26 protein-coding genes are annotated in these 21,084 nt (G+C 59.7%); 19 read left to right on the forward strand and 7 right to left on the reverse strand.

Features of this window, described 5'->3' with window-relative positions:
- Positions 1-368 precede the first annotated feature (368 nt).
- The 3 genes from ACGYLI_RS17665 to ACGYLI_RS17675 form a co-directional block, all read right to left on the reverse strand.
- Positions 369-848, reverse strand: a complete 480-nt coding sequence (locus ACGYLI_RS17665) for a GNAT family N-acetyltransferase (RefSeq protein ID WP_394420126.1) — start codon at positions 846-848, stop codon at positions 369-371.
- Between the two features lie 229 nt (positions 849-1,077).
- Positions 1,078-1,674, reverse strand: coding sequence for a pyridoxamine 5'-phosphate oxidase family protein (locus ACGYLI_RS17670; RefSeq protein ID WP_304951555.1), 597 nt, complete (start codon positions 1,672-1,674; stop codon positions 1,078-1,080).
- A gap of 262 nt (positions 1,675-1,936) precedes the next feature.
- Positions 1,937-2,278, reverse strand: a complete 342-nt coding sequence (locus ACGYLI_RS17675) for a helix-turn-helix domain-containing protein (protein ID WP_304951556.1) — start codon at positions 2,276-2,278, stop codon at positions 1,937-1,939.
- Positions 2,279-2,384: 106 nt separating this feature from the next.
- Here ACGYLI_RS17675 and ACGYLI_RS17680 point away from each other — a divergent pair, with 106 nt between their 5' ends.
- The 6 genes from ACGYLI_RS17680 (at position 2,385) to ACGYLI_RS17705 (ending at position 7,551) form a co-directional block, all read left to right on the forward strand.
- Positions 2,385-3,314 (forward strand): ring-cleaving dioxygenase, encoded by a 930-nt coding sequence (locus tag ACGYLI_RS17680; protein WP_304951557.1) that lies wholly within the window; start codon positions 2,385-2,387, stop codon positions 3,312-3,314.
- Positions 3,311-4,015, forward strand: coding sequence for an alpha/beta hydrolase (locus tag ACGYLI_RS17685; RefSeq protein ID WP_304951558.1), 705 nt, complete (start codon positions 3,311-3,313; stop codon positions 4,013-4,015). The genes ACGYLI_RS17680 and ACGYLI_RS17685 overlap by 4 nt, the downstream gene beginning before the upstream one ends.
- An 11-nt stretch (positions 4,016-4,026) precedes the next feature.
- On the forward strand, positions 4,027-4,326 hold the full coding sequence (locus ACGYLI_RS17690) for a GNAT family N-acetyltransferase (RefSeq protein ID WP_276154973.1): 300 nt from the start codon (positions 4,027-4,029) through the stop codon (positions 4,324-4,326).
- Between the two features lie 13 nt (positions 4,327-4,339).
- The gene (locus ACGYLI_RS17695) at positions 4,340-5,317 is read left to right on the forward strand and encodes a pirin family protein (protein ID WP_304951559.1); all 978 of its coding nucleotides are present in this window, start codon (positions 4,340-4,342) and stop codon (positions 5,315-5,317) included.
- Positions 5,318-5,372: 55 nt separating this feature from the next.
- The gene (locus tag ACGYLI_RS17700) at positions 5,373-5,954 is read left to right on the forward strand and encodes a hemerythrin domain-containing protein (protein ID WP_271689182.1); all 582 of its coding nucleotides are present in this window, start codon (positions 5,373-5,375) and stop codon (positions 5,952-5,954) included.
- A gap of 211 nt (positions 5,955-6,165) precedes the next feature.
- Positions 6,166-7,551 carry an IS1182 family transposase gene (locus tag ACGYLI_RS17705; protein WP_304951560.1) on the forward strand — a complete coding sequence of 462 codons (1,386 nt, stop codon included), beginning with the start codon at positions 6,166-6,168 and terminating at the stop codon, positions 7,549-7,551.
- A 219-nt stretch (positions 7,552-7,770) separates the two neighbouring features.
- On the opposite strand, the gene ACGYLI_RS17710 is transcribed toward ACGYLI_RS17705, so the two are convergent.
- Both ACGYLI_RS17710 and ACGYLI_RS17715 read right to left on the reverse strand, forming a co-directional pair.
- Positions 7,771-8,559: a MauE/DoxX family redox-associated membrane protein gene (locus ACGYLI_RS17710; protein WP_174859256.1), complete on the reverse strand. Its 789-nt coding sequence runs from the start codon at positions 8,557-8,559 to the stop codon at positions 7,771-7,773.
- 16 nt (positions 8,560-8,575) lie between these two features.
- Positions 8,576-9,094, reverse strand: a complete 519-nt coding sequence (locus ACGYLI_RS17715) for a DUF305 domain-containing protein (protein WP_246253384.1) — start codon at positions 9,092-9,094, stop codon at positions 8,576-8,578.
- A gap of 83 nt (positions 9,095-9,177) precedes the next feature.
- On the opposite strand from ACGYLI_RS17715, the gene ACGYLI_RS17720 reads away from it, so the two are divergent.
- From ACGYLI_RS17720 to ACGYLI_RS17765, 10 genes are all read left to right on the forward strand, one after another.
- Complete coding sequence (locus ACGYLI_RS17720) at positions 9,178-9,465, forward strand: metal-sensitive transcriptional regulator (protein ID WP_209218806.1); 288 nt, start codon at positions 9,178-9,180, stop codon at positions 9,463-9,465.
- 180 nt (positions 9,466-9,645) lie between these two features.
- Positions 9,646-10,026, forward strand: a complete 381-nt coding sequence (locus ACGYLI_RS17725; protein ID WP_271689137.1) for a hypothetical protein — start codon at positions 9,646-9,648, stop codon at positions 10,024-10,026.
- 82 nt (positions 10,027-10,108) lie between these two features.
- Positions 10,109-10,402, forward strand: a complete 294-nt coding sequence (locus ACGYLI_RS17730) for a hypothetical protein (protein ID WP_136720347.1) — start codon at positions 10,109-10,111, stop codon at positions 10,400-10,402.
- Positions 10,402-11,865, forward strand: coding sequence for a TolC family protein (locus ACGYLI_RS17735; protein ID WP_271689140.1), 1,464 nt, complete (start codon positions 10,402-10,404; stop codon positions 11,863-11,865). The genes ACGYLI_RS17730 and ACGYLI_RS17735 overlap by 1 nt, the downstream gene beginning before the upstream one ends.
- Positions 11,866-11,882: 17 nt before the next feature.
- Entirely contained in the window at positions 11,883-13,241 is a 1,359-nt protein-coding gene (locus tag ACGYLI_RS17740; protein ID WP_394420127.1) for a multicopper oxidase family protein, read from the forward strand.
- A gap of 46 nt (positions 13,242-13,287) precedes the next feature.
- Positions 13,288-14,022: a copper-binding protein gene (locus tag ACGYLI_RS17745; RefSeq protein WP_174859251.1), complete on the forward strand. Its 735-nt coding sequence runs from the start codon at positions 13,288-13,290 to the stop codon at positions 14,020-14,022.
- A gap of 68 nt (positions 14,023-14,090) precedes the next feature.
- Positions 14,091-14,657: a LuxR family transcriptional regulator gene (locus ACGYLI_RS17750; RefSeq protein ID WP_271693701.1), complete on the forward strand. Its 567-nt coding sequence runs from the start codon at positions 14,091-14,093 to the stop codon at positions 14,655-14,657.
- A 43-nt stretch (positions 14,658-14,700) separates the two neighbouring features.
- Positions 14,701-15,150 carry an ion channel gene (locus ACGYLI_RS17755; RefSeq protein ID WP_271693702.1) on the forward strand — a complete coding sequence of 150 codons (450 nt, stop codon included), beginning with the start codon at positions 14,701-14,703 and terminating at the stop codon, positions 15,148-15,150.
- A 175-nt stretch (positions 15,151-15,325) separates the two neighbouring features.
- The gene (locus ACGYLI_RS17760) at positions 15,326-16,624 is read left to right on the forward strand and encodes a multicopper oxidase family protein (RefSeq protein WP_394420128.1); all 1,299 of its coding nucleotides are present in this window, start codon (positions 15,326-15,328) and stop codon (positions 16,622-16,624) included.
- Entirely contained in the window at positions 16,621-17,046 is a 426-nt protein-coding gene (locus tag ACGYLI_RS17765) for a c-type cytochrome (protein ID WP_174859259.1), read from the forward strand. The genes ACGYLI_RS17760 and ACGYLI_RS17765 overlap by 4 nt, the downstream gene beginning before the upstream one ends.
- Positions 17,047-17,286: 240 nt before the next feature.
- Here the strand turns inward: ACGYLI_RS17765 and ACGYLI_RS17770 are convergent, their stop codons facing one another.
- Positions 17,287-18,138, reverse strand: a complete 852-nt coding sequence (locus ACGYLI_RS17770; RefSeq protein WP_038068544.1) for a cation diffusion facilitator family transporter — start codon at positions 18,136-18,138, stop codon at positions 17,287-17,289.
- Positions 18,139-18,201: 63 nt separating this feature from the next.
- On the opposite strand from ACGYLI_RS17770, the gene ACGYLI_RS17775 reads away from it, so the two are divergent.
- Positions 18,202-18,552, forward strand: a complete 351-nt coding sequence (locus ACGYLI_RS17775; RefSeq protein WP_014132722.1) for a helix-turn-helix transcriptional regulator — start codon at positions 18,202-18,204, stop codon at positions 18,550-18,552.
- A 214-nt stretch (positions 18,553-18,766) separates the two neighbouring features.
- On the opposite strand, the gene ACGYLI_RS17780 is transcribed toward ACGYLI_RS17775, so the two are convergent.
- Positions 18,767-19,141, reverse strand: a complete 375-nt coding sequence (locus tag ACGYLI_RS17780) for a winged helix-turn-helix transcriptional regulator (RefSeq protein ID WP_394393642.1) — start codon at positions 19,139-19,141, stop codon at positions 18,767-18,769.
- 133 nt (positions 19,142-19,274) lie between these two features.
- Here ACGYLI_RS17780 and ACGYLI_RS17785 point away from each other — a divergent pair, with 133 nt between their 5' ends.
- Positions 19,275-19,883 carry an NAD(P)H-dependent oxidoreductase gene (locus ACGYLI_RS17785; RefSeq protein WP_394393643.1) on the forward strand — a complete coding sequence of 203 codons (609 nt, stop codon included), beginning with the start codon at positions 19,275-19,277 and terminating at the stop codon, positions 19,881-19,883.
- Complete coding sequence (locus tag ACGYLI_RS17790; protein ID WP_394393646.1) at positions 19,870-20,571, forward strand: glutathione S-transferase family protein; 702 nt, start codon at positions 19,870-19,872, stop codon at positions 20,569-20,571. Before ACGYLI_RS17785 ends, ACGYLI_RS17790 begins: the two co-directional genes overlap by 14 nt.
- Positions 20,572-21,084: the final 513 nt, after the last annotated feature.

Raw genomic sequence — 21,084 nt, forward strand, 5'->3', positions numbered from 1 at the left:
GGCGCAAGCCTCAGATGCTAAGAGTGAGTATATGCTGCCACTGGGAATAGCTTCGAGCTCGGCACGGTCACTAACGGCTCGAAGCTGACCTTTGCTACGCAAGGCGTGAAGGTCGGCTTAGGGCCGGGGAGCGAGAGGCACGCCCATGCTGCGGCTGCAAAGCATATTACGTCCAGCGTAGTCAGTTTGGGCTCATACCGGGATTTCGCTGCGCTCTCCACGAATGTCTCCTGTTGGACAAAAACATATGGTCACAACACACGGGACAAATACGGTGGTAAGCGCCGGTGACAAAAATGTACGGATTTGGGCCCATACTGCGCTGCGGAGAACGTCCGGAAGGAGCCCAAACCGTCTATCACAGATGGTTATGGCTTGCCCTCGAATGCCAGAGCATTTGATTTCAGATCGTCCGGCGTAAACCTGAAAATCGTCATCTCGTCTACGCTATAGGCGCCAAGGCTTCTGTAGAATTCTATGGTGGGTTTGTTCCAGTCCAGACCCCCCCATTCCATCATCTCGCAGTTTCTCTCGAGGGCAAGAGAGCAAAGATACCCCATAATGATCTTGCCAAGACCCTGATGGCGGACTTTCGTATCCACGAAGAATCCATCGATATAGATTCCTGACCGTCCAGTAAATGCAGATGACTTCTGGCAAAAATAGGCAAAGCCCGCAATTTCGCCCTTGTAGTATCCAAACAGCGCCTCGCCCAGTTTTTCATTCAGAAGCCGTTTGATCTGAGCCTCAGTTGCCGTGATCTTGTCCGACATCTTTTGATAGGCGCCCAGTTTTTTCATGTATTCGACAACAAGCCCCGCATCATCCGGAGAAGCGTGTTGGATCATGAAATTCGGATTGGATGTCGCTATTTTCTGCACAGTTTCATTCTCCCATACCTGTGTTTGCGAAGGTAAATGTCCTGCTGGTCACAGCAAGTCAGAAGATGTCTGCTTTTCCGCCAAGCCGACGTTGGCCTGCAAACCTCAGCGCCGTTTGGGTGGGCGACCGCAGCGAATGGCAGGAACGAGCCCAACCTACCAGACTGAAGAATGGTGGTTAATGCGACCGCGACGATCAGTACAAGGTTTCTCTGTACCGCTGTTCAGAATAAGACTGTTCAGTAGAGGCAACTTCCATTTTGGAGTGGTCTCTGATCATTTCATAGAGCGGAGCGATGGGGCGGCTTTCCGACCAGGTCGTAGGTTTCCATAAGCCACCCCGCATAGGTGCTTTGCCGCAATGAGTGAAAACCTCGTCAGCAAAAACACGCAGGACCGTCTTAGGGCTTCTTCCGTTGATTTCGAACCTGTCGCAGAGTTCTGGGGCATCGCTTATTTCAGCTGTACCATTCACCCGAAGGGTCTCCGTAACTCCCGGAATCATGAACAAAAGTGCTACTTTGGGATGTGCTAAAATGTTCAAGAGACCATCAATCCGATTGTTGCCTGGGCGGTCAGGGATCAAAAGCGTCTTTTCGCTTTCTACTTCAACAAACCCAGCAGGATCACCTTTTGGCGACACGTCAAGATTTGTACCATCCGAGGTCGCAAGTACGAGGAAAGTCGCGTGTTCTATGAATTTTCTACAATGCTTATCGAATTGCGAAATAACCTTCGCCGCTGCATGTGGCGAAGCGCTGCCATAAATTTCTCTTAGTTTTTCAGGTGTCATAATTCAAACCTCCGATTGCTACCTGATAGCACTAAGGCCAAAGGCAGCAAAGTCCGCTCAGCCGACGTCGGCCGTCGGAAAATGCTGCGCGACGCATGAAAGACCGCTTCGGTGAAACTGCGCCGCAGCGAGACCGCTCTGTCTCAAGGTCGGCAATGGGCCGAAAGCACCAATAAGTGCCAACTCAAAAGTTTCCGCGATTCCCGTTGCTAAGGGTTTTGATAGATTGATTGACCCGATTTACTCCGGTCTTTTTACGCACTTAGACTTTAATCCTTTCAAGATTCTTCAGCACTGCATGCACGGCAAGGCCTGTTTCAGTCAGCCCATAGGTCACCTTGGGCGGAATGGTATTCTCCTGTTCGCGCCAAACCAGCCCATCGGCTTCCAACTCCCGCAGGCGGGTGGTCAGCACCTTGGGAGAGATGTCGGTGATCTGGCGTCGCAACACACCGAAGCGGCAGGCACGCTGATCGCCTAACACGTAGATCACATGGGTTTTCCATTGTCCCCAGAGCTTGCGCAGCAGCGTGTCCGCCGCGCAGGGGATATCAACTGCGTCCCGGTCCCCGGGGCCGGGTGCCTTTTTCTGGGTGGTTTCCATTTGGTAACGACTTTCACTTGGTAACTCTCGCCTTACATAAGTTCCCAACCGACCGACACAATAAGCCGGAAGCGTTTCACGCCGCTGGCATCGAAAGGAGAGCACCATGTCCCAAGGCACTTCCCGAGCCATCCCCGGCCTGCACCACGTCACCGCTATCTCCGGCCCGCCGCAGGACAACCTTGACTTCTGGGTGCGCACCCTCGGGCAGCGGCTGGTCAAACGCACCGTGAACTTCGACGATCCCGGCACCTATCACCTCTACTACGGGGATAAGGACGCGGCGCCCGGGTCGATCATGACATTCTTTCCATTCGTAGATGCAGGCCCAGGCCGCGCGGGGCCCGGCATGACGTCGGCGGTGGCCTATGCGATCCCCGACTTGGACCGGCGCATGGGGGAACTGGCGGAGGCCACCATCGACTTCGAAGGACCTTTCGATCGCTTCGGCGAACGCGCCATCGCGCTGCGTGACCCCGACGGGCTGCGGGTCGAGGTGATCGAAGGCGGCGCGCGGGACGAGGGGTTTCACAGCGTGACCCTTTGGCTTGAAGAGGTCGCGGCCACCGCCGCTGTGCTTGAGGCAATGGGCTACGTGCGCGAGGGCGAGGAGGCCGCCGCCACGGGCGGCACCGGCGGGACGGAGACCCGTATTCGCTACCGCTCGACCGAACCCGAGCGTGGTTCGGCCGTGGACCTAATGACCTCGGACGCTCGTTCAATCGGGCGCTCAGGCGCAGGCACTATCCACCATGTCGCCTTCCGTGCGCGCAACGAGGAAGAGCAGCTGGCATGGCGGGCGCGGCTCTCTGCCGCGGGCCAACAGGTCACCCCGGTCATCGACCGGCAGTATTTCGACGCGATCTACTTCCGCACGTCCGGCGGGGTGCTCTTCGAGATCGCCACTGATCCACCGGGATTCGCCGTTGACGAAGACCCAGCCCACCTGGGCGAGGCGCTGAAACTGCCCGAGAAATTTGAGCCTCACCGCGCTCAGATCGAGCAGGTGCTGCCGCAGATCCGGGTGCCGTCGTGAGCGGCCTCGGGGCGGTGACGCGCGGCACCGGTCCGCACGCGGGACAATGGCTGGTCAGCGCTGGTGCTCCGGTGGAACGCGCACGGCTGGCTCTGGTGATGATCCACGGCCGCGGCGGCGCGCCGGAGGATATGTTCGGTCTGGCCAAACACCTTGCCCTGCCGGATCTCGCCGTGCTGGCCCCGCAGGCAGCCGGGCAGTCTTGGTGGCCGGGCAGTTTCCTGGCGCCGCTCACGGCCAATGAGCCGGGGCTCGGCAGCGGGCTGAGCGTCATCTCCTCGCTGCTGGATGACCTGTCTGAGCAGGGTTTCGATCCAACACGCGTGGCGCTGATCGGCTTTTCGCAGGGGGCTTGTCTGGCGTTGGAGGCGGCGGCGCGGCTGGCCCGTCCGTTCCGCGCTGTGGCCGCGCTCTCCGGCGGGCTGGTCGGCACGGGCGAGGCGGGCGGCGTTCCGCGGGCCGACCTCTACGACCGTCCGGCCAAGACCTTCGACTATGCGGGCCGGCTGGCCGATGTGCCGGTGCTGCTCGGTTGTCACGAACGCGATCCGCATATTCCGCTGGCGCGGGTGCAGAAGAGCGCCGATGTGCTGCAGAACATGGGGGCCAAGGTCGAGACGCTGATCCTGCCCGGCGCCGGACATGGTATCGTCGCCGAAGAGGCCGCCTGGCTGCGCAGGCAGCTGAACACCGAAAGGTAAAGAGAGCGCCCATGGACAGCGAGATCGAGATTACCCGCGAAGAGGGCGACAGCAAGGGCCGCTACCTGGCGGTGGTCGACGGCTACGAGGCCGAGATGACCTACTCCCGCCTCGGCGCCCGCGCGATCATCATCGACCATACCGGCGTGCCGGAGGCCCTGCGGGGTCGCGGCGTCGGCGAAGCGATGGTACGCCGCGGCGTGGAGGACGCCCGCGCCGAGGGCCGCAAGATCGTGCCGCTTTGCCCCTTCGCCAAGGCACAGATCGACCGTCATCCCGAATGGCAGGACGTCCTGCAACGAAAAAGCTGAAAGGAGACACGTCATGAGCTGGAGCCCCTGTCCCGACCCAATCCCCGGGGACGCGAAGAGCGTCGATGCGGTGGAGACGTTGATCGTCCCGCGCGCCGTCGATATCGGCGAAATGGAAGTCCGCCGCGCGCTGCCTTCGGACAAGCGCCAGATGGTCGGCCCGTTCATCTTCTTCGACCAGATGGGGCCGGCGGAATTCCTGACCGATCAGGGCATCGACGTGCGCCCGCATCCGCATATCAACCTCGCTACGCTGACCTATCTCTTTGAGGGACAGATCCATCACCGCGACAGCCTCGGCACCGATCTGGCGATCGAACCCGGCGCGGTAAACTGGATGAAGGCGGGCAGGGGAATCGTCCATTCCGAGCGCACCGCGCCCGAGCGCCGCAAGACCGGCCAGCGCTTGTTCGGCCTCCAAACATGGATGGCGCTGCCCGAGGCGGAGGAGGAAAGCGACCCCGCCTTCCTGCACTACGGCAAGACCGACCTGCCCACGGTTGAGGCCGAGGGACTGACCGCCCGGCTGATCGCCGGATCAGCCTTCGGCGTCGCCTCACCGCTCAAGACGGCGTCGGACACGCTTTACGTCGACGTGACCCTTGCGCCGGGGGCGAAGGCACCGATCGTGGCGAATACCGAGGAACGCGCCCTCTATACCATCCACGGCGGGATCGACGTGGCTGGGGATACCTTTGCGCCGGGGCAGCTACTGGTCCTCCGCCCCGGGGACGAGGTCACCGTAACGGGCGTCGATGACGGCACCGGCGCACATGCGCGCTTCATGCTCTTCGGCGGCGCGCCGATGGAGGGGCCGCGCTACATCTGGTGGAATTTCGTCTCCTCGCGCCGCGAGCGCATCGAAGAGGCGCGCGAGGAATGGCGGCAGGGTAAGTTCTCGACGGTGCCGGGGGACGAGGCCGATTTCATCCCGGCGCCGGAGGGCAAGCCCAAGATCAAACGGGCGCAGGGAGGCGTCTTCTACCCATGACGTTGCCTCCTGCACCGGCGGTCGACGTTCACGAACAAGGACTTACATGTCTATCATGACCGAACTTTCTAATCAGCCACTGGATCAACTCAGCCTCGACGAGGCTGCCCGCCCGACAGCGCCGCCGGTGCCGGAGGCGACGGATAGGCACCGTGCTCAGGGGCGGCAGCTGGCGGCCATTCATCGGCACTATCTGATGGAGATGGCCCAAATCGGAGCGGTTCTGGCGCGGATCGAAGCGGGGGACAGCCCGCCCGATGACCTCAAGCGGATCGTGCTTTCGCTCGATATGGCAGAGAATTTCCGCGCCTTCGGTTCGCTTTGCGGACGCGAATGCCAAATTCTGAAGTTCCACCACGACATCGAGAGCGCCGACATGTTCCCTCGGATCGAGGCGGCGGGTAAAGGCAAGTTCCGTGAGGTCGTCGCCAAATTGAAGGCGGAGCACGCGGTGGTGCATGAGTTGATCCTCCGCCTCGACCGCGCGGCGGATGTATTGACGGAAGATCCGAACGATGCGAATTTCCTTCATGCCGCCACCGCCTTCAGAAAGTTGGAGGAGGTCGTGCGATCTCATTTCAGATACGAGGAAACTGAACTGGCAGAGGCCATCGGTTATTATCTCGGATCGGTCTAACTATTCCTATTGGCCATCACTGCATTATTGAGATCGAAAAGCCTTTCGACAACTTGGAAGGGGCAAGCAATCTTCAAATCAAAAAGACCCTTCGTTTCGCAGCGAACGGCGGCTCCTAATCTACACCAAGGGCGTATTTTGTTGAAAAACTCGCCCTTGATCGACGGTCCGTCGGCTGATTCAATTCCTGTAGGGGATAGGAGGATCGGCGATGATGGGACCGAGGCAGGAGGCGCAGCCGGCGCTGTTCTATGAGTTCTCGCTTGAGGAGCATGTCCCACAGAACCACCTGTTGCGCTTCATAGATCGGTTCGTGGACCTGTCCGGCATCCGCAGCTACCTCGCCGATTTCTACAGCCATACGGGGCGGCCGTCGGTCGACCCTGAACTCCTCATCCGGATGCTGCTGGTGGGTTATTGCTTCGGCATCCGGTCAGAGCGGCGGCTTTGTGAGGAGGTGCATTTGAACTTGGCGTATCGCTGGTTTTGCCGTCTCGATTTCAGCGACCGCGTTCCTGACCATTCCACGTTTTCGAAGAACCGGCACGGCCGTTTCCGCGACAGCGAATTGCTGCGGCACCTGTTCGAAGCGACTGTCGCACGGTGCATCGAGGAGGGCTTGGTCAGCGGCCAGCGCATGGCGGTTGATGCCAGCCTCATTGAGGCGGATGCCAACAAGCAGAACTCGACTCCAAAGGAGGATTGGGACCCGGCGCAGGTCGATCCGGCAAATGCGCCCCGCGCGGTTCGCGAGTATCTCGCCACCCTGGATGAGGCGGCGTTCGGTGCCGCCAGCGAGGTTCAACCCAAGTTCACGTCGCATTCCGACCCGGCCAGTCAATGGACGGCCGCCCGTAAAGGTCCGGCTTTTTTCAGCTATTCCGACAATTACCTGATCGACACCGACCATGGCGTCATCGTGGACGTGGAGGCGACGAGATCCATCCGACAGGCTGAAGTCGGTTCGACCAAGACCATGCTGGAGCGGGTGAAGGCCAAGTTCGACTTGCATCCAGAGCGCCTGATCGCGGACACGGCTTACGGCACCGCGCCAATGTTAGGATGGTTGGTTGACCGCGGAATTTCTCCGCACATCCCCGTCTTCGACAAGTCGGGGCGCAGCGACGGAACATGGACCCGCGCCGACTTTGAATGGGATGCGGAGAACGACCAATACATCTGCCCCGAGGGGCACGAGCTGAAGCAGTTCCGCCGGAACTATTCCGACCCGAACCGGGGACCGACCGGCAAGGGGACGGCCCGGTATCGTGCCCTGAAAGAAGTCTGCCAGGCTTGCCCCTCCAAGGCAAAGTGCTGTCCGAACGCTGATGCCCGCAAGATCACCCGCGAGGAACATGAAGATGCGCGGCAGGTCGCCCGCGACATTGCGAAAACTGACCAATACGTGATCTCGATGAAGCTGAGGAAGAGGGTCGAGATGCTCTTTGCCCATCTCAAACGGATCCTTGGTCTGAATCGGCTCCGATTACGTGGGCCATGCGGTGCAAACGACGAATTCCTCCTCGCCGCCACTGCTCAGAACCTCCGGAAATTGGCCAGGATCCTTCCCGCACCGCAGCAACCGCGAAAAGCCTGACAACAAAGGCGCTCGCGTCCCATTCCGGGGTCAGTATTCTGCGCCAGCGAACGGGTGTTTTTCCACAGAATGGGCGGAAAGCCGCCGTTCGCCGCAAAACGCACGAACGGCAGCTATGCGAACAAAGCTAAGACAAACACTTGTGCCATGCACGTTTGCTTCAGTTGACCATTTCCGCCCTGCGAACTCGTGCTAAGCGCAAGATGCTGCGCCCGACCTTCAGGTAAACATCTTGGCCAACATCACGATGGCCATGCCCATCATCATTAGATTTTCGGACAGGCTCACAAATCCGAGCGGCACATTCGAATTACCCCCAACGCAAGCGCATTTTAACTCGCGCCTGTCGATGTAGACGGCTTTGAACACGCTAATTGCGCCAACCGTGGCGATGAAGAGCGCAGCCGGAGCGGCAAATGGGGTAAGCAACATACCGGTCATCAACACGCCCGCCCCGGTTTCAACCCATGGATAAACGTAGGCATATGGCACCCATTTACGTGCCAGCAGGTCGTAGTTGAGGAACATCGTCGTGAAGCTTTCGATATTGCTCAGCTTCTGCATCCCCAGCAGGATCATCGAGACCGAAATGAACCAACCGAGCGTCTGCCACGTGATCGCGCCAAGAAAGCCGATGGACAGAGCAAGCGCTGTGGTCGCAGCAACGGCGAAGAGATAGATCACCGGTTTGTAAGTGGTCGCCGTAGGGTCATAGTCGGTAAGTTCCTGGCGCAGGGCGTCATAGCCGCCAACGCGCTTCCCTTCGATCCAGACTTGCGGGGTCGTGGGAACATCGTATTGCGCCTTGAACGCGTCGACTTCAGACCGCGCGCGGAACAGGCGGTCATCGACCTCGTAGCCTTTGCGCTCCAAAAGCCATCGCGCCTTCTGCCCCGCAGGACACAGATGGTTTGGCAGGGCCATGCGGTAAAGCACGGCGGTTTTCCCTGTCGCGGAGGAGGCCGGATCAGTTGTTACGTCTGCAACATCACGGGTGTCTCTGGGCATGATATGCTCCTTGATCTCAGGGTTTGGTGCGGGAAGTGCCAGGCGCTGCATCCCCGTTTGCTTCGATGTCTTCGATATAGAGCTTCATCTCTTCGATCTCGCTGCGCTGCGCCTCGATGATCGCGTCGGCCAGTTCGCGCACGCGCGGATCGGACAGGTTTGCCCGTTCGCTGGTCAGGATCGCGATTGAATGGTGCGGGATCATAGCTTTCATCCAAGCGGTGTCGCCTACCGTATCTTGCGACCGGACCAAGTAGACACCAGCCGCAAAGGCGATGGCGGCACCAGTGAAGATCGCAAAATTCGTCTTTCGATTGGAATACATGCCGAGCATGAAGGCGAGCATAATGATTGCCATTACCCCGCCCATATAGAGCGCCATCCACATCCGCGTCTGGGAGAAGAAGACATGGTCAAGCGCATAAGTGTTGAGATACATCAGGCCATACATCACGACCGTCGAGGTGCCGATCATCGCAAAGAACCGGCCATAGCCGCTGCTTGTGCGATCGTCGTGCTTATTCTTTGAATCCATTGTATTGTCCTCCTAAATTGCCAATGTGTGCCATCGTCTTATACCCATATGGGGTATATTATCCGATCGGCAACAAATCCCGAATGGAGCGACGCCTCATGAAGGCTAACAAGGAAAAGACGCTGGATCGCCTGGCGCGGCTCGAAGGACAAGTGCGCGGCATCGCGAAAATGGTTGAGGCCGACCGCTACTGCATGGACATCTTAGCACAGACTGCGGCAATCCGATCCGCCGTTCTGGGGGTCGAAAAGCTTGTGCTGGAGAACCACGCTCAGCATTGCGTCGAGGCTGCGATTGCCAGCGGCGACCCGGAAGAACAACGCGCCAAGTTTGACGAGTTGATTGGTCTTTTGCAAAAGGCGTCGAAGTAGGCGTTTCGGACCGAATGCCCATCGCGCTCTGGCACCGTAGCCAGCGCCTCTGACCTCTTCTCTGGGTCGGAACGCCAATCCGCCGCCCCGCACTTTAGGCCGGTTTCCGCCAGAAAACCGCAATCCTTCCAGCGCTGGACGCGTTGACAGGCTCTGCGACTTACGACACTGCTAACACCTATGCGTGCTCTGGAAGACATATCCAACCTCTGTCGCGTCCTTCTCGGCGTGGTTTTGGCCTGTGGTCTGTTGCTGCTGCCGCCCTCGTCGGTTCATGCCGAAAGCGGGATGCATGACAGCGCGCAGGCGGCGCATCACGCGGGTCATCAGATGACCACAGAGTCCGAACTGCATCCGGACGCAGCGGCCATGCCCGACCAAACAGAAATATCTGACAGTTTCGAAGGCGAGCCTTGCTGTGGTGGAATTTGCCTGACGGGAGCGCTGACCTCCTCGCAGGACGCCAAAATGACGGCTGTGCGATCCGTTGAATACACCAGCGTGTCCCATTCTGTCGCCTCTGGCCAATCCGCTGGTCAATTGCGTCCGCCTCGAGCCTGAGTTGATCCCGGCCGACTAACGGCCTTTGCATCCGCGGCGTCTGGCTGCGGGAAAGATCACCTTATTCTCAGGCAAAAAACCAATGAAATTACCACTGATTGCAGGGGCGATGTCCCTGACCCTTGGGGCTTGCGCCACGACGCTCCCCCCATTTCCAGACGTCACTGCCGCCTATGTGCAGCAGCCCACGCCTCTGCCCGAAGTCGCCGCGATGACCGCCGCCGACAACAGCACGCGCGGCAGTGCCACGACCGCCGAAGAGCAACCCTTTGCAGGCTACCGGCGTCGCGGCGTGGTGGAGCCGCTCGATTGGCGACGGTTGAACGCTGAACAGGCACCTATGCAAGGGATGGATATGCAGGGGATGAACCACTGATGCGTTGGAAATTGAAAACCGCCGCCGTCATTACACCACTGATCTTGGGCGCCTGCACGGCAACGGACCTGCCGGTGAGTTTCTCGGCCCGTGATGCTGGCTTTGCCACCGTGGAGGCACGCACCTCCAAGGCCATCGGCAAGCGCACCGTCTGGGCGCAGTCGCAGGCCGAGACCGTCGCGGCCTCCAAACAGGTCCGCGCCATGGTGCAGGGTAAAACGATCAGTGCCGAAACCGCTGTGCAGGTCGCGCTTTTGAACAACAAGGGGCTTCAGGCGTCCTATGCGCAGATCGGCCTCTCGGCGGCCGAAGCATGGCAGCAGTCCACGCCAGAAAACCCCGTCGTCTCCATCGGCTTGCTGGGCATCGGCGCGCCCGAGGTCGGGCTTTACCGTGCCTTGGAAAGCATGATCGCCGTGAACCTGCTGGACGCTCGCACCCGCAAACAGCGCATCGCCGCTGCCGAGGCGGAATTCCAGCACGCGCAGATGCAGGCGGTGAGCGACACGCTGGCACTGGCCAATGAAACGCGCGAGGCATGGATCAACGCGGTCGCCGCCTTTGAGGCGGTGGGCTACCTTAAACGTGCTGCCGTCACCACCGATGCGGCGGCGGAACTGGCGCAGCAGCTGGGCAAGACCGGCGCGCTCAACAAGGCCGCACAGGCCCGCGAGCAGGCGTTCAATGCCGAGATGGCCGGACAGCTGGCGCAGGCGCGGCTGGATGCGCAATTGGCCAAGGAACAGCTGACCCGGCTCATGGGGCTCTGGGGGCAGGACGTGGCCTATTATGTGCCCGATGCTCTGCCCCGCGTGCCCAATACGGTCAGCAGTCACAAGGGCATCGAACGGCTGGCGCTCGCCAATCGTGTTGATTTGGAAGTCGCCCGGCTGGGGTTGGCAGCAACGGCCAAGGCCTATGGTCTGACCGATGCCACCCGCACCCTGACCGACCTCGAAGTCATCGCTGGTGCCGAGATCGAGCGTGAGGAAGAGGACGGGGAAGTCGAGACCAGTATCTCACCTCAGGTCGAGTTCGAGTTCGTCATCCCAATTTTCGACAGCGGCAAGGCGCGAATGCGCAAGGCCGAGCTTAGCTATCTTCAAGCCGCCAATGTGCTGGCCGAACGGGCGGTGAACGTCCGCTCCGAAGCCCGGGCGGCGGCCACGGCCTACCGCTCAAGCCACCAGATCGCACGGCACTACTCAGACGTGGTGCTGCCTTTGCGCCGCACCATCGATGAAGAGGCTCTGCTCAGCAACAACGGCATGATCACCAGCACCTTCGATCTGTTGAACGACGCCCGCGAAAAGATCGGAAGCCAGCTTGAGGCAGCCAATGCCAAGCGTGAGTTCTGGCTGGCCTCTGCCGGTCTGACCGCCGCGATCTACGGCGGTGGGAGCGGCGGCGGCGGTGCCGGCGGAGAGACACAGATCGCCGCCGGTGGCGGCGCAGGACATTGAGACAAGGAAGCAACCAGATGATTAACAGACGTCAACTCCTGGGGGCCGGCGCTGCGGGTGCAACGCTCGTGTCCTCCAAAGCATGGGGCCAGACCATGAATATGGGCCTGCCCGAGGCCGCCGAGATGGATTCGGCCCTCACCCAAGCGCCGACCCGTCCCACCAGTGGGCCGGACTATAACCCCGTGGTCACGCTCAACGGCTGGACCCTGCCGCACCGGATGAACAATGGCGTGAAGGAATTTCACCTCGTTGCCGAGCCGGTCGAGCGTGAATTTGCTGATGGTATGGTCGCGCGCCTCTGGGGCTACAACGGTCAGTCCACCGGTCCGACCATCGAAGCCGTCGAGGGCGACCGGGTGCGCATCTATGTTACCAACCGCCTGCCGGAACATACGACGGTGCATTGGCACGGGCTGATCCTGCCCTCGGGCATGGACGGTGTCGGCGGGCTGAGCCATCCGGGCATCCCGCCGGGCAAGACATTTATCTACGAGTTCGACCTGACCAAATCCGGCACCTTCATGTATCACCCGCATGGGGATGAGATGGTGCAGATGGCGATGGGCATGATGGGCATGTTCGTGGTCCATCCCAAAGACCCCGATTTCATGCGCGTTGATCGGGATTTCCTGATTATGCTGAACGCTTTCGACATCGATCCGGGCAGCTACATCCCGAAAATCATGACGATGACGGATTTTAACCTCTGGACATGGAACAGCCGCATCTTCCCGGACATTGACCCCCTGGTCGTCAACCATGGCGACAAGGTTCGCGTGCGCGTCGGCAATCTCACGATGACCAACCACCCGATCCACATGCATGGCTATGACTTCAAGGTCACCTGCACGGATGGCGGCTGGGTGCCGGAATCGGCGCAGTGGCCCGAGGTCTCCATCGACATTCCCGTCGGCGCCATGCGCGCCTATGAGTTCGTGGCCGAGCATCTGGGCGACTGGGCGATCCACTGTCACAAGTCGCACCACACGATGAACGCTATGGGCCACGACGTGCCCACGCTGATCGGCACCAACAGTTCCAACATGACACGTCAGGTCCGCCGCGTGCAGCCTGAGTTCATGCCCATGGGCACGGCGGGCATGGCGGATATGGGCGAAATGTCGATGCCGCTGCCCGACAACACCGTGCCGATGATGGCCGGCTGGGGGCCGCATGGACCCCTTGAAATGGGCGGCATGTTTTCGGTCGTGAAGGTGCGCGAAGGCATCGACGCGGACGACTACGAAGATCCCGGCTGGTATGAAAATCCTCCGGGCACCGAGGCGTATGAATGGACGGGAGAGCTGCCGGACTTTGCGCAGAACCACAGTCCGAAAACCCAGATCACGCCGAAACCAACCTCCAAGGGCTAAGCGCCCCTCAGACCATAATCACCTCTACAACCATACAGGAAACACCATGAATAAACTTCTTCTCTCGACCGCCCTCAGCCTTCTAATCACCTCCCCGGCCTTTGCCGCAGGCACCCATGGGGGCGGCCATGACGATGACGGCCACGGTGACATGCACAAGGAAATGATGGCCGGCATGCCGGGCAAATCCGCCAATGTGGATCGCACCATTGATGTAACTATGCGCGAAACCGACGATGGCGAGATGATTTTTGAGCCCGCAGAATTCGACATCAAGAAAGGCGAGACCATCCGCTTCAACGTCACTAACAAAGGCGAGATCGAGCATGAGTTCGTGGTCGACACGATGGAGGGCAATGCAGAGCACAAGGAAGCCATGGCCAAGATGGACATGGAGCATGATGACCCGAACTCGGTCCGTCTCGACTCTGGCATGGAAGGCGAGGTGATCTGGACCTTCGCCAATGAAGGCAGCTTTGAGTTCGCCTGCCTGATCCCCGGCCACTACGAATCCGGCATGCATGGGCCGATCACCGTCGCTCAGTCTGATGAGGCTCCCGCGGCACCTGCCGTCTACTCATCCGGGAAGATCAAGAAGGTCGACGCTAAGGGCAATAAGGTCACCATCATCCACGGCCCGCTCGAAAACCTCGATATGCCGTCGATGACTATGGTGTTCAAAGCCGATGAAGCGCTGATTGCTAAAATGAAAGAAGGCCAGAACATCGAGTTCGTAGCCGACCGTGTCAAAGGCAAATTGACTGTGACTGAGATGAAGTAAGCGCCAATCGCATGGCTGGCTGAACGAGCCGGCCATGCACTTTTCATAATAATAAGGCACTTCGAGCTATGAAAACGCGTGGAACCATCGCCCTCTGGGCCATCGCAGCACTGCAGGCCATTGTGGCGATCTTCTTTACCGTCTGCTTCTTGTTGGACGCTATGGGAATGGAGCCTGATTTTCTGATCTGGCAGAGCCATGAGTATCAGCAAACGATCTTGGCCATCGGGTTGAACCTCGGCGTGGCGCTTGGCTGGATCGCCCTCAGGACCAGTCTGCAACGGGCCCGGCTCGCCGAAGAGAAGATGCGCCGATGCACCTCGGAGTTCTCGATGGTAATGACGCAGCACTTCACCGACTGGCGTCTGACACCCGCAGAGCGGGACGTCGCTGTTTTTCTGGTCAAGGGCCTGAGCACCCGCGACATTGCGGAGCTGCGCGGCACCTCTGAAGGGACGATCAAGGCGCAGACAAACGCGATTTATCGCAAGGCTGCCGTCACCGGGCGCACGCAGTTGCTCAGCACATTCATTGAGGATTTGATGGATGACGCATGGGTGCCGGCGGACGCCCCGCAAACTGCGGCTGAGCGTTCGCATGTGGCTGCCCACAAATCAACAGCCGCCCCGGCATAACCGCCTGAGGGGAAGCTCCCGCAAACAAAACAGGTAGCTCGTCATGATCCAAGCAATACTTCTATCAATTCTGGTTGTCGGCATCTGCACGACAATCCATTATTTCGTCCTTAAATGGGTGTCGGATACCATCGCGCAACGCAAAAGAACTGCGCATGGCCAGAACCTTGGCTTGGCGGTCGGCGCCATTACTTTTGCCCATGTGATTGAGGCTTTCATCTATACGCTGTTCTTCCTCTGGGCGGTGCAGGGTTTGCAGATTGGCGCGCTAAACGCTTCCGGAACAACGGATGAGCCAATCACGATGATGGACTATTTCTATTTCTCACTGGTCAACTTCACCACCTTGGGACGCGGCGACCTGACCCCCGTGGGGCACCTGCGCTTCACTACCGGGATAGAGGCATTTCACGGCTTTCTTATGATCACGGCGTCAGGAAGCTTCGTGCTGCAGATCATGGGGGGACGCGCCCCCTTGTCAGAGAAGGGATGACCCAAGTGGTTCGACACATTCTATTTCCCGATAGAGAGCGCATAGGCGCTCCACCCCCAACCCGTCATCGACAGTTGGAATTGGCCCCTGCAGGACATACCTACACGCCTCGGACATCGGCGCGCCCTGTGCCCCGTGGCAGCATTAATCGCAAATCACCCCGATAAGGCATGACATGAACAGAAGACAATTCCTCGCCAGTGTTTCCGCCACTGCGGTTCTGCCCCTTCCAAGCTTTGCTGGCGTGACGCCACTGAAGTTGAAGGCAGAAACAGTAAGTCAGCAGATCCTTCCCGAAGGCGAAGGCACCACCGCAATGCTGGGGTTCAACGGCTCGATGCCGGGACCAGAGATCAGGCTTAGACGGGGTGCGCGGGCATCGATTGAGGTCAAGAATGCCATGCAAGAGGGCACCGCCGTTCACTGGCACGGCATCCGACTGGAAAACCGGATGGACGGTGTCCCGGTGCTGACGCAAGATCTGATCGACCCCTATGACAGCAAAACTTACAGCTTCGTGCCACCCGATGCGGGGACCTATTGGTATCATTCGCATTATATCTCGCAAGAGCAGGTGGCGCGCGGCTTGATGGGGCCGCTGATCGTCGAAGACGACGCCCCTCTCGATCTGGATCATGACATCACCGTGATCCTGTCCGATTGGATCATCAACGAAGATGGCAGCCTTGTTGATGAATTCACCGATATGCATAGCGTCGCCCATGCGGGCTATATGGGCAATTTTGCCCGCGGTTTCCTATCGCGGAGCGAGGTGAAGCAAGGTGATCGCATCCGCCTGCGGCTGATCAATGCGGCGACCAATCGTATTTTCCCCCTGAGCATCTCTGGCGTCTCTGGTTCGGTTGTCGCCTTGGACGGCATGGCACTGCGCCAACCTCGCGCGTTCTCTGACCTCGTTCTGGCGCCGGCCCAGCGGGCCGATCTGATCGTCGATGTCACCGGCCTGGTCGGCTTTGACATGCCCACGCGACAGGCGCCTTACCGTCTGGCCGAATTGTCCATCTCTGGCGAGAATACGGATCGGCAGTCGGGGCCTCTGCCGACCTTGGCGGCACCGGACCTCCCGGCACCGGGCGCCCCCTCCCAGCACCTGACGCTGACCATGATGGGCGGTGCCATGGGCGGTCGGCACGGCGGTGCCAATATCTGGTCCTTCAACGATGTCTCGGACCTGCCACAGGACCCCTTTGCCATCATCGAACGCGGCGAAACGGTGCGGATCACCTTGGTTAATGATACCGCTTTTCCACATGGCATTCATTTGCATGGGCACCACTTCTATGAGGTGGCCCCAGACGGGAGCATCGGCGATCTGCGTGATACAACCTTGGTCGCTGCCGGGGAAAGCCGCGATGTTCTCTGCGTTTTCGACAATCCGGGGCGCTGGTTGATCCATTGTCATATGTTGAGCCACGCGATCGGAGGGATGCGCACATGGGTAGAAGTTGCATGAAACGGGCTGCTTTGTTTTTCTGTGCGGCCGCATCAGCAGCGCAGGCCGATCACGAACTCGACGGCCGCGATCCCGTCGCGGGGCGCTCGCTCTACGCCGAGCACTGCGCCGCCTGTCATGGCGCAGACCTCGAAGGACAGCCCGACTGGCGCACCCCAGACGAAGATGGTGTGCTGCCCGCGCCGCCGCATGATGCAACGGGGCATACTTGGCACCATGATAATACGCTGCTGTTCGACTACACCAAACTCGGGGGCGAGGTTGCGCTGGCGGCCCGGGGCGTGAAGGGTTTCAACAGCGGCATGCCCGCCTTCGGTGAGGTAATCTCAGACGAAGATATTTGGACCATACTTGCTTATATCAGGTCGACCTGGCCACCGCGCTCAAAAGCTGCTCAGGCCAGCCGAAATCGACCACATTGAGAGCCGGCAGCTTTTCTGGAGCTGGGCCCTAAACTGACATCGAGGCAGTAGGGGCTTAGATGAGCGACCTAAATGACCAGAGAATGCGACCAGTCGTCCAAGCCTCGGCTTCGGTCGATAGAGGGTGTTTCGGTCATTCGCTGAAACTTGATCGAACGACCGCTAAGGGCCGAAAGTTCCGGACTCGCTGCGCAGTGGCGAATGTCGGTTTCCGGTTCGCACGTCAGCTTTTCCGCCAGATCACTCGGTTTCTGACAGATCACTCCGCGCATCCCGGATGATCATCCATGACGAATGCAGGAACAGCCCTGCGATGGCGAAAGCAACGATGAGGTCAGGCCAGGCACTGCCGAGCCAGGCGACCAGTCCGGCAGCGATCACCACGGCGAGGTTGCCGATGGCGTCGTTCCGGGAGAACAGCCATACGGCCCGCATGTTGGCGTCGCCCTTGCGGTGTTTTAGCAGCGGCAGCACCGCAAGAATGTTTACGATCAGCGCGCCCACGGCGAAGGCTCCCATTAACCCGGCCTCTGGTGTCGTCTGATTCAGGACACGCCAGATTGTGCTGCCGACAACGCCAAGCCCCAGAAATCCCAAGAACACGCCCTGGATCATCGCCGACCGCGCCCGCCATGTCAGACTCCAACCGATAGCGAGCAGGCCCAGAAAGGTGATTGCGCCGTCGCCCAAAAAATCCAGGGCATCTGCTTTCAAAGCTTGCGATCCGGACAGGAACCCGCCGAACATCTCGATCACCCCGTAGCCGAGATTGAGCAGGACTACGATCCAGAGCGCGCGGCGATAGCTCGGGTCTTTGTAAGCCGGATCGGACGATGTATCCCCGCTCTTGATCAGCTCAAAGCCATAGCCGGTTGCGTCCAGTGCTGGACGCACTTTCGGCAAGTCGTCTTCGGCGATCCGCAATGTCATGACATGGGTTGCGGCAGACACCTTCACATCGCCTTCAGCCACGCCCGCAGACCGAGCGGCCCGTTCGATCTCGGCGGCATCCTTGGCGCAGTCCATGCCATGCACCCGCATCCGGATCGGCAAAGACGTTGTAGGCAATGTGGTGTTATCTGCTCGGCTCATATGCGATCCTCTTGAAGGTAGCGTGCGAAAGAAGTCGCCGCTAACGTATCAGTGGATAATGATATGACATTGCAAAACATTCAAGACGATCTTTCGGCAGCTGACACCCTTGAGCCGCGGGCAAAGCTCTTCCGGGGTCTCGGCGACCCCAGCCGTCTTGCGATCCTCGATGCGCTACTGTCGGACGAACGCAGCGTGCAGGAAATCGTTACCCAAACAGGTCTTGGTCAGCCCAATGTCTCGAACCATCTGCGCTGCCTTTTGGATTGCGGTCTGGTCAGTCGCAGGAACGAAGGTCGGTTCGTCCGGTATCGCCTTGCGGACAGGCGGATTGCTGATCTCATCCGCGACGCAGATCAACTACTTGCCTCGACAGCCGTAGGGGTCGATGCCTGCCGAAGCTATACGGATTAACCGACGTGTCCTGCTGCAATGTTCTATTGGTGCGCCAGGCCTAAAGCAGCCATTTGCGCAGCCGCAGCAAAATGGCGCTTTGTCCGCATTGCGGTCATTGACCATACCAAAATGCTGCACTCCGCCGACAACGTCCGCTTTGGGGAAGCTGCATTGCGGCACTGCGACCGTCGGTCAATGTCTCCTTTGGGCCGATCATGCCATCTACAGGCCATCACTTTTCGGTGGTCAAACTCTTCTGCAGGCCCTCACTCCACTTGCGCAGTTCGTCCAGGAAACCCAAGGCTGTGCGCCCCAAGTCGGTGATTTCGTAAACCACGGTGATCGGAGCAGTGTCGCAGACTTCGCGCCTAACCAGCCCCTGGTTTTCGAGTTGCCGCAAGCGTTCCGTGATCATCTTCTTGGATGCGCCGCCGATCATCCGGGCGAGGTCGTTGAACCGCACCGGCCCATCTTTGACGTGCCAAAGGATAGAGCCAGTCCATTTCCCTCCGATGATCCGCATGCCACGCTCGATCGCGCAGGGCTCGGTGCAGGCATTTGCCGCGCTCCGTCGGCCAGCACCGTCTATTTCGATCTTTGCATCCATCGTTTCGCGCTCCGCTGATCTGTTCCGGCTTAGGTTACAAAAAGTATACTGGTTGTTTTTGCTGCCCACCACATTCATCTCATCCCGGACCCCGCCTATGTCAAGCGGGCGCAGCAACGATGGAACAGACGACATGAGCAAGATCTACATTCTGAACGGCGCGCAACCCTATGAATTTGCCCCCGGTAAACTCAACGAAACGCTGGTAGAGCGCGCCAAGGCCACATTTGCGGCGCAGGGACACGAGGTCCGCCTGACTACGGTGGCAGCCGGTTACGATGTGCAGACCGAGGTGGACAGCCACCTCTGGGCGGACGGGGTCGTCCTGCAGTTCCCGGTGAACTGGATGGGCGTGCCGTGGTCGTTCAAGAAATACATGGACGAGGTCTACACGGTCGGCATGGGCGGGCAGCTCAGCAACGGCGACGGGCGTAGCGCTGCCGCACCGAAAGCGAATTACGGCATGGGCGGCAAGCTGGCAGGAACCCGTTACATGATCTCGGCAACGCTGAACGCCCCGGCTGAGGCCTTCGACGACCCGGCAGAGCCGTTCTTCGAGGGCATGTCCCTGGACGACCTCCTGCGCCCGGTCCATCTGAACGCCAAGTTCTTCGGCATGGCGCCGCTGCCGACTTTCGGGGCTTTCGACGTGATGAAGAACCCCGACGTAACCACAGATCTTGCCCGGTTCGACGACCATCTGGCAATGACCTTCGGGGAGTTTTCTAATGACGCGGCCTGACATTGTCCTCTACACCGCCAACACAATGAACGGCTGGAAGCCTCTGATCTTCCTGCACGAAGCGCAGATCGACTATGAGCTGGTGCCGATCGATTTCGGCAAGAAGGAGCAGAAGGCGCCGGATTATCTGCGCCTGAATCCGAACGGGCGCATTCCGACCATCGTGGATCGCGGCGCGGATGACTTCGCCGTGTTCGAGAGCGGTGCGATCCTGTGTTATCTCGCCGAGAAATACGACCGCTTCCTCAGCCACGATCTCAAGGAGCGCTCGGAGACGCTGCAATGGCTTATGTTCCAGATGGGCGGGATCGGCCCGATGATGGGCCAGGCAATGTTCTTCCAGCGGATCGCCAAGCCGAATGGCGACGAGGTGCCCTATGCCGTTAACCGCTACGTGACCGAGAGCCGCCGCCTGCTGGAAGTGCTGGATACGCGGCTTGCCGGGCGCGACTGGCTGGTCGGCGATGCGATGTCCATCGCGGATATCGCGACCTACCCCTGGGCGCGCAGCTACTTCTGGGCCACGGTGAGCGTCGACGGATTGCCGAACCTGCAAGCGTGGTTCGACCGCATTGACGCCATGCCGCGGGTCCAGGAGGCGCTGCAACTGCCGGAGCCGCGATCGTCGGCTTTCGGTCAGGGCGATACGGAGGCTGCGGCCGCAGAGAACGCAGCGCGTTTCCGCTGAACAGCTGACGCGCTGTCTCACGGAGAGGTCAAGTCAGCGCGTCATTTCCCTTCTAAGAGCAGTGGTTCGGATCAATGTCCGCTTGATGCTGCTGCGAAGCAGCGTCGAAGCAGTGTTCTGAAGGTCGGGAATGGGCCGAGAGCTGACCCGGTTGCTCCGGGCGGTGAGCAGACACTCGCCGCGGCACTGACTGAAAACCGCTTCGGGCCGTTCGCGACAAGCGCATCTATCCTGCCACCGAAGCCTCCAGATATTTACGAAGTCTTCTTGGGCTCGGAGGAGACTTGCGGGGGTGCCGCGTGCCATTCGGTTTCATGCCCATCTGAACGTCTGCTCCTACTGTTCCAGCGCAATCCCCCCTCGCAACAGCGGCGAATGGCTCCTCCCCGCCGATGCCGTTGAAAAAGTCCGTGTTGCGCTGCGGCAAGTCTTTCGATGTCAATCGGCAGGCAATCTTGACCCCCTATCGGCATCCAAAAATGACCCCCATCGGAGCGCTCGGTAGCTGGCCCG

This window comes from Sulfitobacter sp. 1A13421, assembly GCF_043557285.1.
Lineage (GTDB): Bacteria > Pseudomonadota > Alphaproteobacteria > Rhodobacterales > Rhodobacteraceae > Sulfitobacter > Sulfitobacter faviae.

Excerpts from the sequence above, each read along its gene's own strand:
- ACGYLI_RS17690 (WP_276154973.1), top strand. The coding sequence starts at position 4,027 with ATGGACAGCGAGATCGAGATTACCCGCGAAGAGGGCGACAGCAAGGGC.
- ACGYLI_RS17680 (WP_304951557.1), top strand. The coding sequence starts at position 2,385 with ATGTCCCAAGGCACTTCCCGAGCCATCCCCGGCCTGCACCACGTCACC.
- ACGYLI_RS17780 (WP_394393642.1), bottom strand. The coding sequence starts at position 19,141 with ATGGATGCAAAGATCGAAATAGACGGTGCTGGCCGACGGAGCGCGGCA.
- ACGYLI_RS17785 (WP_394393643.1), top strand. The coding sequence starts at position 19,275 with ATGAGCAAGATCTACATTCTGAACGGCGCGCAACCCTATGAATTTGCC.
- ACGYLI_RS17675 (WP_304951556.1), bottom strand. The coding sequence starts at position 2,278 with ATGGAAACCACCCAGAAAAAGGCACCCGGCCCCGGGGACCGGGACGCA.
- ACGYLI_RS17720 (WP_209218806.1), top strand. The coding sequence starts at position 9,178 with ATGGAGCGACGCCTCATGAAGGCTAACAAGGAAAAGACGCTGGATCGC.
- ACGYLI_RS17665 (WP_394420126.1), bottom strand. The coding sequence starts at position 848 with ATGATCCAACACGCTTCTCCGGATGATGCGGGGCTTGTTGTCGAATAC.
- ACGYLI_RS17760 (WP_394420128.1), top strand. The coding sequence starts at position 15,326 with ATGAACAGAAGACAATTCCTCGCCAGTGTTTCCGCCACTGCGGTTCTG.
- ACGYLI_RS17730 (WP_136720347.1), top strand. The coding sequence starts at position 10,109 with ATGAAATTACCACTGATTGCAGGGGCGATGTCCCTGACCCTTGGGGCT.
- ACGYLI_RS17695 (WP_304951559.1), top strand. The coding sequence starts at position 4,340 with ATGAGCTGGAGCCCCTGTCCCGACCCAATCCCCGGGGACGCGAAGAGC.
- ACGYLI_RS17755 (WP_271693702.1), top strand. The coding sequence starts at position 14,701 with ATGATCCAAGCAATACTTCTATCAATTCTGGTTGTCGGCATCTGCACG.
- ACGYLI_RS17770 (WP_038068544.1), bottom strand. The coding sequence starts at position 18,138 with ATGAGCCGAGCAGATAACACCACATTGCCTACAACGTCTTTGCCGATC.
- ACGYLI_RS17740 (WP_394420127.1), top strand. The coding sequence starts at position 11,883 with ATGATTAACAGACGTCAACTCCTGGGGGCCGGCGCTGCGGGTGCAACG.
- ACGYLI_RS17745 (WP_174859251.1), top strand. The coding sequence starts at position 13,288 with ATGAATAAACTTCTTCTCTCGACCGCCCTCAGCCTTCTAATCACCTCC.
- ACGYLI_RS17790 (WP_394393646.1), top strand. The coding sequence starts at position 19,870 with ATGACGCGGCCTGACATTGTCCTCTACACCGCCAACACAATGAACGGC.
- ACGYLI_RS17725 (WP_271689137.1), top strand. The coding sequence starts at position 9,646 with ATGCGTGCTCTGGAAGACATATCCAACCTCTGTCGCGTCCTTCTCGGC.
- ACGYLI_RS17750 (WP_271693701.1), top strand. The coding sequence starts at position 14,091 with ATGAAAACGCGTGGAACCATCGCCCTCTGGGCCATCGCAGCACTGCAG.
- ACGYLI_RS17715 (WP_246253384.1), bottom strand. The coding sequence starts at position 9,094 with ATGGATTCAAAGAATAAGCACGACGATCGCACAAGCAGCGGCTATGGC.
- ACGYLI_RS17700 (WP_271689182.1), top strand. The coding sequence starts at position 5,373 with ATGACCGAACTTTCTAATCAGCCACTGGATCAACTCAGCCTCGACGAG.
- ACGYLI_RS17670 (WP_304951555.1), bottom strand. The coding sequence starts at position 1,674 with ATGACACCTGAAAAACTAAGAGAAATTTATGGCAGCGCTTCGCCACAT.
- ACGYLI_RS17710 (WP_174859256.1), bottom strand. The coding sequence starts at position 8,559 with ATGCCCAGAGACACCCGTGATGTTGCAGACGTAACAACTGATCCGGCC.
- ACGYLI_RS17735 (WP_271689140.1), top strand. The coding sequence starts at position 10,402 with ATGCGTTGGAAATTGAAAACCGCCGCCGTCATTACACCACTGATCTTG.
- ACGYLI_RS17775 (WP_014132722.1), top strand. The coding sequence starts at position 18,202 with ATGACATTGCAAAACATTCAAGACGATCTTTCGGCAGCTGACACCCTT.
- ACGYLI_RS17705 (WP_304951560.1), top strand. The coding sequence starts at position 6,166 with ATGATGGGACCGAGGCAGGAGGCGCAGCCGGCGCTGTTCTATGAGTTC.
- ACGYLI_RS17765 (WP_174859259.1), top strand. The coding sequence starts at position 16,621 with ATGAAACGGGCTGCTTTGTTTTTCTGTGCGGCCGCATCAGCAGCGCAG.